General features: G+C 34.3%; 5 protein-coding genes and 1 pseudogene. 5 read left to right on the forward strand and 1 reads right to left on the reverse strand.

From position 1 onward, the window contains the following. Positions 1 to 668 precede the first annotated feature (668 nt). The 5 genes and pseudogenes from ACP6PK_RS16780 to ACP6PK_RS16800 all read left to right on the forward strand — a co-directional run. A complete protein-coding gene (locus ACP6PK_RS16780; protein ID WP_426561025.1) occupies positions 669 to 1,595 on the forward strand; it encodes a nucleotidyltransferase domain-containing protein in 927 nt (308 codons plus the stop codon). Further along, on the forward strand, positions 1,576 to 2,211 hold the full coding sequence (locus tag ACP6PK_RS16785; RefSeq protein ID WP_426561027.1) for a Cap15 family cyclic dinucleotide receptor domain-containing protein: 636 nt from the start codon (positions 1,576 to 1,578) through the stop codon (positions 2,209 to 2,211). The genes ACP6PK_RS16780 and ACP6PK_RS16785 overlap by 20 nt, the downstream gene beginning before the upstream one ends. 270 nt (positions 2,212 to 2,481) lie before the next feature. Further along, positions 2,482 to 5,208 (forward strand): DEAD/DEAH box helicase, encoded by a 2,727-nt coding sequence (locus tag ACP6PK_RS16790; protein ID WP_426561029.1) that lies wholly within the window; start codon positions 2,482 to 2,484, stop codon positions 5,206 to 5,208. Positions 5,209 to 5,995: 787 nt separating this feature from the next. Then, entirely contained in the window at positions 5,996 to 6,223 is a 228-nt protein-coding gene (locus tag ACP6PK_RS16795) for a site-specific integrase (protein ID WP_426561031.1), read from the forward strand. A gap of 15 nt (positions 6,224 to 6,238) precedes the next feature. Beyond that, positions 6,239 to 6,574: pseudogene (locus ACP6PK_RS16800) on the forward strand (tyrosine-type recombinase/integrase); the annotation flags it as partial. Between the two features lie 33 nt (positions 6,575 to 6,607). Here ACP6PK_RS16800 and ACP6PK_RS16805 read toward each other — a convergent pair. Further along, positions 6,608 to 9,196: a VapE domain-containing protein gene (locus ACP6PK_RS16805; RefSeq protein ID WP_426561033.1), complete on the reverse strand. Its 2,589-nt coding sequence runs from the start codon at positions 9,194 to 9,196 to the stop codon at positions 6,608 to 6,610. Positions 9,197 to 9,770: the final 574 nt, after the last annotated feature.

Genomic DNA, 9,770 nt, shown 5'->3' on the forward strand with positions numbered 1-9,770 from the left:
AGTGTTCCCTAAAACCTAGAATTTTGTACCTCACGCTTCTTGGGAATTGCTATATAGGTGTAATTCAATAATTAACAATTAATAATTATTAATTGTTAAAAATAAGAGGATTGGCTAAAAGGAATTTTTTTCTTTTTTTCTCCTTGAAAGGAGAGGCTTTAAACCTTATTTTTTCGGTAACTATAAATGTACAAATTAAATCGAAATAGAAGCTATAAGTAGGTCAGGGGGAAAATATGTAGAAGATATAAAAATATATGAGCGTGAATTTAACCAGGTAGTAGAATTTTAGTCAGGGTCAAACTAGCTCATCAATAGATATCTCTGAGGGGGAAAGTATTAATAGTTTAAAAAAAAGATTCCCAGAAAATTTTTTAAATGATATAGGCGATAGAAGTGATAGTAGTTTTCAAAGTAGATAATATGGAGTACACTCCTTTTAGTAAGCTATTAGAAGATTTAATAAAAATTTTAGTAGCAATTCTCACTGGAGTTGAATAAAGAAGTGGAAAGTAAGAAGTAGGGAAACAGAACAGGCTCATTTAATTTAATTTTGATGTCTTAATTTGAACTGGAACCCGCACCTACTATTCCACGATTTTAACTGCTTCAATTCACTAGAAGTTTTGTTACAATTTTCTCAAATCAAATACAGAAGTAAACGAACTATGCCTATTCCAGAAATACAACTGTCAACTTGGGCAAAGTCTCAGCAAACTAAATTAGCAATTAATACTCACGAATCAATTCGTAAAGCTCTTAATTCTCCAATATCAAAACTTAAGCTTAATAGATTTTCAGAAGGCAACCATTTTGAAATTTATCTTCAAGGATCTTATAGAAATAAAACAAACATTCGAGCTGATAGTGATGTAGATGTTGTCGTCCAGTTAAATACTATTTTTTGTAGTAACAAATCACAGATGAATCCATTAGATCGTAAACGTTATGATAGTGTATTTAAGTCTTCTAACTATACTTGGAATAATTTTAAACAAGATATTTTAACCAGTTTGCATAATTACTATCCTCCAGGCAATATTATAGTTGGAAAAAAATCTCTAAAGCTGCAAAAAGGTAGTAATAGGATTGCTGCTGATATTATTCCTTGTATTCAATACAGATACTATGAAAAATTTGAAAGTGAACATGAAGATTATATCTCAGGAATTTGCTTTTATACTAGAGATAGTAGAAGGGAAATTATTAATTATCCAAAGTTACATTTTCACAATGGAGCAGATAAGAATAGTAAAACTAAGCAAAATTATAAGCCTACTGTTCGTTTATTTAAAAATGCAAAAAAAATGATAATTAATAGATATAGTTATCCTCTTGAAGCACCATCATATTATATTGAATGCCTACTCTATAATGTCCCAAATAATTGTTTTGTTAACAATCGACAAGACACATATATAAAAGTTGTGAATTGGCTTTGCGACAATTTGAACAGTTCCTTCATTTGTCAAAATGAAATGCTTAACCTTTTTGGTAATAAACCAGAACAATGGAAATTAGAAAATGCTCAATATTTTATTCAAAGCTTAATAGAATTGTGGGAGAATTGGTATAATGCACGCTTACGCTACTAATGCAAAAGATAGAGAAACAATTCCTTTATATATTGCAGCAATTTCAGTTATGGCTGCACTACTATTAAGTTCTGTAGTTAAGAATTTACAATGGCAAGTTCCCTGGTGGTTAGATGCTCCGTCAGTAATGGGTTTTTATGGTATCTTTTATCAAGCTTTTGACAAGTTTTTTTGGCAGTTAAAGCTAGGCGACTTATCATGTTCAAGTATTCCAAATTTACAAGGTACATGGGTAGGAAAAATCCATTCTTCTTACAATGATAGTGATTATGATGGAATAATTTTGTATGTTCGCCAAACATGGTCAGCTATTAATATTCAACTTCGGGCAACTTCATCTATTTCTAACTCAACAATGGCTACTGTGAATACTTTAGATTCCTCTGAAGCTACTTTAAAACATGAATATGTTAATGAACCTTCTACTCGAAGTTTGTCAACAATGTCTATGCACAGAGGTTCTGCGAATTTACGTCTTTCACCTGATGGGAAATTTTTAGAAGGTGAGTATTTTAATGGAAGAGGTAGACAAACTTTTGGTGAAATGAAGTTTACTTTGATTACTCGAAAATATATAAATAGACCTCTCCATAAAATAACCTTGCTCTTTATTTAAGACAAGCTAAAGTTCTAAAATTAACTCTCATAAATCATTTTTCGTATCTTTATTCGTGAAAATATATTCCCTGTTAAGCGTTCCCTACTAGATGCAAAAAATCTATATCTTTTTCACGCCTATGTCTAATAGAGATGAAGCAATTAGACAATATAACCAAATACATAATACCTAAAAGTATTGAATTAGAAACCAAACATAGTAACCGGAAAAAAATATTACTACGTCTTAAATTTATTTCATTTATCCTTTATTGATTCCTTCTTCCTTATGACGGATAAACCCACAGACTATGCTGCTATTATTCGAGCTGGAAATCAATTACCATCTCCTCCAGAATGGTTAAAAATTGGTGCAAAAGTCTATTCTCCTGAATATGGTATAGGTCAAATTACAGCAGTATTAGGAAAACGCTTAATTGTAGACTTTCTGGAAAATCATGCTCCAGTGCATTTTTATGATTGGCAAATAGCAATTAATCAGAAAAACATTAATCCTAGAGATAGTGCAAGTTTTAATCATAAAAAATTCAAACAGCCACAAAAATCCCAGATTCCCGCAGCAGAAATAGAAGCTATTTCCCGACCAGTATTTCAAACAATTGCCCAAGAATTTATAGATAATTTAATCGCTATAGATAATACACCACCAACTCCAGGAAAACTCTATCCTTTGCCAGAAAATTTACCAATTATTCTCAAAAATGCTCTGATTAAACAAAATATTACAGAACTCTATGAACATCAAATTGAATCATTAACCGCTCTGAGAAAAGGATTAGATATTTGCATTTTTACTCCCACAGCTTCCGGCAAAACTCTCTGTTATAACCTTGCTATTTTAGAATCATGTATCCAACAACCTCAGACCACAGCATTATATATTTTTCCCCTCAAAGCATTAGCATTAGACCAGATGCAAAAGCTAGAAAAAATGGTCTCATATTTCCCTGAAAATTCCATCAAAATTGGATTAATTACAGGTGACATATCCTCAGCAAAAAGAAAAAAATTATTTATTCCTAACCCACCCAATATTTTAGGTGTCAGCCCAGATTTATTACATTATCAACTATATAGAATTAGAAGTAAAGATGGAGAAGGTTGGCGCAAATTTTTTCAACAACTCCGCTATGTAGTTATAGATGAATCTCATACCTATAGAGGAGCTTTTGGCGCACATTTTTCTAACCTCATGCGACGGTTAAAAATGGCAGTAGACAGAGTAGGAGGCAGTTCAGAAAAACTACAATTTATCTTTAGTTCAGCTACTATTGGAAATCCCGCAGAAATGGCAATGAGATTTAGCGATCGCTCCCAGGAACCGGAAAGACTTCATCTAATCTCAAAAAGTGGTGCTGATACTTCAGGAAAAAGTATTTTATTTTTGCAACCAACTGATACTGCTAATCCTAATGCTTGTCAAATAATTCTCTCTTGGTTGCGCCATGATTTGAGTGGGTTAGTATTTTGTAATTCCAGGGGTGCAGTTAAAAAGTTGTTGGGGATAATTAAACGAATAGCTGATAAAAATGGAGAGAGTTATTTGGCAGATAAGGTGGCAATTTTTTATGGTTCTTTGGGATTTGATAGGCGACAGGATATTATCCAAAAATTGCAAACTGGAATGGTAAAAGTTATTCTTTCTACCTCCGCATTAGAAGCAGGAATTGATTTACCTGAACTTGACTGTTGTTTAGTGCGTGGTTATCCAGGTAGTTTAATGTCATGGAAACAAAGAATTGGTAGAGTAGGCAGGAGAAATCCTGGATTAATTATGTTTTTGCCAGTAGCTCAAAATCCCTTAGATAATTTCTATGGTAATAAACCAGATTTATTATTAAATGGTGAGGCAGAAAGTGCTGCTTTTAATCCAAATTATCCGACAATTTTAGGTAAACATTTAGAATGTAGTTGTGTAGAAAGTGGAGTACCTTTAAGTGAAATAACAGAACGTTTTGGAGAAGTAGCTGGAGCAATTACCGATAGTTTATTAAAACAGGAAAAAATCTATATTAATAACTCTAATCAACTCTGGGGTTATGGTTATCCTCATCGAAATGTTAATATTCGCGGTCATGCTCAAAATGATGTGAATTTAATCAATATTAATACTGGAAAAAGTTTTGAAAAAATGCAAATGAGTCTGGCACATCAAGAAGTATTTCCAGGAGCAATTTATTTTGCTCAAAATTATGATAGTGAGTTAATAACCTATCGTTCTGAGAATCTCGACTTAGATAAAAAACAAGCAATTTTAAAACCTCTAGGCAAAAATTATAATTTAGAAACTAAGCCAAAAACTGGGTTAGTAATTAAAGAAATTCAGGAATTAGCAACACCTCAAATCATTCAAACTAATATTTCCCACGCCAGACTTAGGTTAAGTTTATTCTGGGGAGAAATTACCTTTTCCGTCACAGGTTATCAATTGTTTGCTACTAAATATGCAAAAGGAGTTGAAATTACTACAGTTGTGGATGAAGGTAGCTTCGATCCTCCTTATCAAACTCAATATCAAGCTCCTGTTGTTAAAGTAGAAATCAATTATGCTTTTAGTCAAGCTATACAGGAAAATATTACACCTATTAAGGAGAAAATTAAGGATAAAAATCAAGGAATAATTCCAGATGATTTCAAAGATTTATGGAATTGTCATCCAGATTTTATTGCATTGCATAGTATGGGGCATCAAATCATATCTGCTATTCCATTAGTAGTGTTAAGTTCAAGTCAGGATGTAGAATGGTTTGTTCAGCGACAAGGAGGAGAAACAGTAGGTTATTTTTTTGATACTTGTGATGGTGGAAATGGAGCGAGTGAGGCAATTTTTAATCAACTGTTGAAATTTGCACAAAAAGCAAAAGAATTAGCAAAAAATTGTGATTGTGAATATGGTTGTCCCCGGTGTTTAACTCAACATCGTTGTCCTCAGCAAAATCGAGGTTTGTACAAAGATTTGGGTTTGTTGCTTTTAGAGGCAATCCACTATAAATAAAGTCAAAAGTTACCGAATTATTAATTATTTAATTATTAATAATTAAATAATTCGCGCCTTGAAGCCTCCCCTTGGATAGGGAAAAAAAGTGCTAGGATATTTCCTTATCTTCAATTCCGTAACGGTTTTAACCAGAGGTAATTATCAATTATCAATTATCAATTATCAATTAATGAAAACTCTTTCCCACTTTATAATGAAGCATAAATTGTTGTCAAAATATATAGTATCTGAACTAAAATTTCCTTCAATAAAAATGAAACTTATCTAACTTTTTAGTTAGTTATTTGTGAGAAAATAACTGTTTATAGACAGAAAAAGAGAGTTTGTCAACTTAGGCGATCTGATCGACATTAACTGGCGATCGCCTAAATTAGTATACGCTATATATAGTGTTTTTGCGTAAGTCCTGATTATATCATTGGGGGCGGGTTCATCTGAAATATGCTTGAACCTGATTAATTTAACACTGAACCCGCCCCTACTATTGCAACATCTTATATAAAATCCGGTTATACAGTAATCACAAAATTACTTCCTCAACTTACAGATGTTCTTAAATACGAATTTAAAAATTCATACTACTCAAATCCTTTCCTGACTCCTGACTCCTTAGTGATACGATAACTAATTACCCCCTAAAGACTTCAACTTTGGGGAGTTTCAGGCTTGTATAACTTGGGCTATTAAATTAAAGAAAATTAAGAGACTAAGAATCAATCCTTTTGTGGGCTTAAAAAGTGAATTTAAGTCTGACAAAAGGAGGAAAACTGATGATTATAAAACCTTGTCTTTGAGTGCTGATGAAAGAGACAAAATTTTAAATGCAATTGCTACTTCTGATGAAGCTTTTGTTCGGCATTACTATTATTATTACTCATTTCTATTCTACACCGGATGTCGTCCTAGTGAGGCTATGGCGTTAGTTTGGGATGATATACTCAGCGATTATGAATTTATAAAATTCAACAAAGCTATTACTGGTAGTGTGGATGGCTTGCGAGAATTAAAATGATTAAAAACTCAAGACAGCAGGCTATTTCCTATCAATAATCAACTTAAAGATATATTGATAGGGCAAGGAGAATATCAGCCAAATAATCCTAATAATAGGATTTTTACCAGTCAGAGAGGAAGGTTTATATGCAAGGAAAATTTGAGAAATAGAGCGTGGAAACCAATACTATCAAGTCTCAATATTGACTACAAAAAACCTTACAGTACAAGACATACTTTTATTACTTTAGCTTTGGAAGCAGGTATGGATGTTAAAGATGTAGCAAAACTGGCAGGAAATAGTCCGATTACTACTTATAAACATTATGCTTCAACAGATATTAGGCAAATACAAGTACCAGATTTGTAATATGTTTTACTTGAGTAAAGGGATATGTCGGGGCTAACCTGGGATATCTCTTTGCTTAAACCAGAATAAATCATCAAAACTGACCATAGATTCTTCATCTTTCCCTGTTTCAACTACTACAAATCCGGATGAACTTCTTGTTATAAATTTACAACCAATAAAGCCTTTATTTGACTTAAAGATCAACCTAGCGTTTGGTTTAATCCAGTGTTTATGGTTAACATTATTGCCTACTTCGGAGCTTGGAACAAACTTATTTTTTGAGGGAGTAAATTTTTCATCTTTAGTAACTTCTGCTTTTTCTTCTGGTTTAAAAATATCATCTGCTGTAACAGGTGTTGTTTCAGTGACTGACTGACTAGATTCAGTCGTGGTAGGAGTTTCAGGGTTAGTCACTAAATTAGGTGACTGACTACTGACTGATTCTAAGGGATGTCCTAGACCAAATTCTTCAAAGGCTTGTAATAGTTTTGGTGGTATCTGCCCGTCATCATCTGTTAAGTAAAAACCTCGGTAGTCTTTTTTGAGTTTATCTTCTCCTAATTTACGATAAGCAATATTTCTAGCTCCTTTGGTAAGTTCATAGGTTGCCATGAATTTGTCTAGTTGTGCTGCTGTCTGTGTCTTGCTAGCTCCATCAAGGATATCATTGATTTCTTGCCTTGATATTTTATTAGTTCCTTCTGTCAGTTTCTTATAAAATGCTGGAATCAATACATCCTGAACGTCAGGGTTACGCCAAACTGACTTGCTGGCTTCTAGTTCTGCTAGTGCTGAGTTTTCTTGGTCTAACCAGTGGGGTTCATTGTTAGCTATAGCAGCCATTACCGCCCCCCATAGTTTATCCCTGTTTTGTTTGACGTAATCTATATCTATCTGCTCTCCCTTTTTGTGGGTTAATGGAATTACCCAGAAACGTCTATTACCAGTCTTGTCTGTGAGGAATTCGTTTTTATTGGTAGTACCACAAATAGAAAATCCTCTGTTCATTTTTTTAGAGCTTCGGGCGTAAGGGGGGCGGATATTGTCAGTCTTGGATGTGAGGTAGGCTTTGATAGCAGACTCTTTTGATTTGTCAAAAATATTTTCCAATTCAGACCACTCAACTATCCAAGCGTAATGAGGTTTAATTTTTTCATCCTTGTCTGAAATGCTTCCCATATCATCTGTAAAAAAACCAGCTCTTGCTAAAGCTTCAAAAAATGTTGACTTACCTATTCCCTGACGTCCTTGCAAAATCAGAGCATTGTCAAACTTCACTGGGTTATCAGATAGTATCCGTCTAGCAGCACCAATTAACCATTTTCTGACCATCAGTACCTGGATAGGTTTTGTAATCTTTAGCGATCGCTTAATAAAATCGTCAATAAAGTCGGAATCCTGTGTAGGCAAACCTTTCAGGTAGTCTCGGACTGGGTGAAATTTTGCAGCCACTCGCTCTATCAATGGGTAAAATTTGTCTAAGGCTCCTGTGAAATAGAAGTGAAAATGTTCATCTATAAATGTGGGTAAGTCATAACCTACACCATTAGGATACATTTCACTGACTGACTTTCCATCTATCTCATACTCCATTGTCAGCAGGTTTAATCTCAGTCTCTCGTGTATTTTTAGCTCTTCACGCAAAAACCTCTCATTCGCAGCAGGGGAACCAGCTCCTATTATTTTCCATTTATTACAGGACTTATCCCATCTAATATTCTTAGGTTTGAATTTGACTGAAGGTTCGTTGTTGCCTGCGTTGTCGTTGCTATCTTGCTTTACGGGTGAAGGCTTTAGTTCTCTCTGTTTGCTTTCAACTGCATTTAAGATATTCTCAGCACTAAGATTGTACTCTTCAATCCAGTCGGCTACGTCTGCACCACCACCAGAGTTAAGTCTATCCCACAACCCAGACTGAGGGTAAGCATAGAGCCATTCAGCATTTGGGAAGTCTTTAGCAATAAGTTCGGCGTGGTTGATTCCCTTGATGTCGCGGTCGGGGCAAATGACGACTTTAGCACCTTTCAAATCTTGGGAATCAGACCCTTTCCATTGCCCAGAGCCTCCTATATTACAGGTTGCTGGAATGCCTAAATCCCACAGAGCGTCAACGGCCGATTCTCCTTCTGCTATGAATATTTTTTTGCCATCAGCTATGGCTGACTGCACTTCCCTGCATCTGTAGATAGGGATATCTTCTCTATTTATCGTGACAGTACCTGGTTTTTTCTTATTTTCTGACAAGCCGTTGACGTACTCGTTTCTACTGGCAACCCATTGCTGTTGGTAAAATTTTTTCTTGCCATTCCCGCAGTCTGTTCTTTGAACTCTGATAAAAAGTCCGTCGTTCCTGTTGGGATAATGATAATATCTAGTCTGCTTTTGCCTGTGTGATTTTTCCCATTTATCTTCCCACTCACCAGCTTTCTGCTTGATGGCTTTGAAGATAGCTTTGGTATCTCCACAGTTATAGCAGTCGTACTTGCCATCGTTTTTATTGATTGAAAGATTGTGGCCACCACAGTTAGGGCAAGTATATTTGCCTTCCTTCGTACGATTGCCTAATAGGCCAAGGTAATTACGAATATCAAATTCTGAAGGGTTGTCGGATTTATTTTTATCTGTTATAATACTATTCATAGTAAAAAAAAAATTGAAGAAAGCGGAGGCGATACCTAATGGTGGTACTGCCTCCGTTTCTTTTTTGTTTAAAAAACTAAAAGTTACATCTACGGCAGAGTCAAGAAATTAAAAAAAATCGTTTTATAGCTTATGGCAACTATTGTTCTATTCAACATACTACTGCGATGATTATAGCAAAAATTATTTAGTAAGTGTCAAGTATTTTTAATTTTTTTTTACTCTTTTAACACTAAATACCACGGACTTTTAGTCCGTAGCGTTTTAAAGAAAGATTGAGTTACAATCTTAGCAAGATTTATGCCTTGTAAAACCTATTATTCAAGGCTTTACCGTAAATAATAGCAGCATTTCGATATGATTAAGATTAATGCAAGTTATACAATTCTGCAAATTGCAGTAATTTTACGACGCTAATATTATTAAGTGTTCGTAGTAGCAATACGGGGTACATTGTACTTCAATGGTAGTAAGATTCATTGGTTTCGTGGTAAGCGTATGGCACAAATAAAAAGGTAGATAGTAGTAATAAATCAGCAGTATTTAGGCGTGTCTAAAAAGTACATATGTGTCT

Origin of the sequence: Dapis hubbardiae BLCC-M172 (assembly GCF_050016015.1) — a bacterium.
In the GTDB taxonomy this organism is placed as follows: Bacteria; Cyanobacteriota; Cyanobacteriia; order Cyanobacteriales; family Microcoleaceae; genus Trichodesmium.

What these genes read in the sequence shown, in the direction of transcription:
- ACP6PK_RS16780 (WP_426561025.1), top strand. Translation starts at nt 669, where the DNA reads ATGCCTATTCCAGAAATACAACTGTCAACTTGGGCAAAGTCTCAGCAA.
- ACP6PK_RS16785 (WP_426561027.1), top strand. Translation starts at nt 1,576, where the DNA reads ATGCACGCTTACGCTACTAATGCAAAAGATAGAGAAACAATTCCTTTA.
- ACP6PK_RS16790 (WP_426561029.1), top strand. Translation starts at nt 2,482, where the DNA reads ATGACGGATAAACCCACAGACTATGCTGCTATTATTCGAGCTGGAAAT.
- ACP6PK_RS16805 (WP_426561033.1), bottom strand. Translation starts at nt 9,196, where the DNA reads ATGAATAGTATTATAACAGATAAAAATAAATCCGACAACCCTTCAGAA.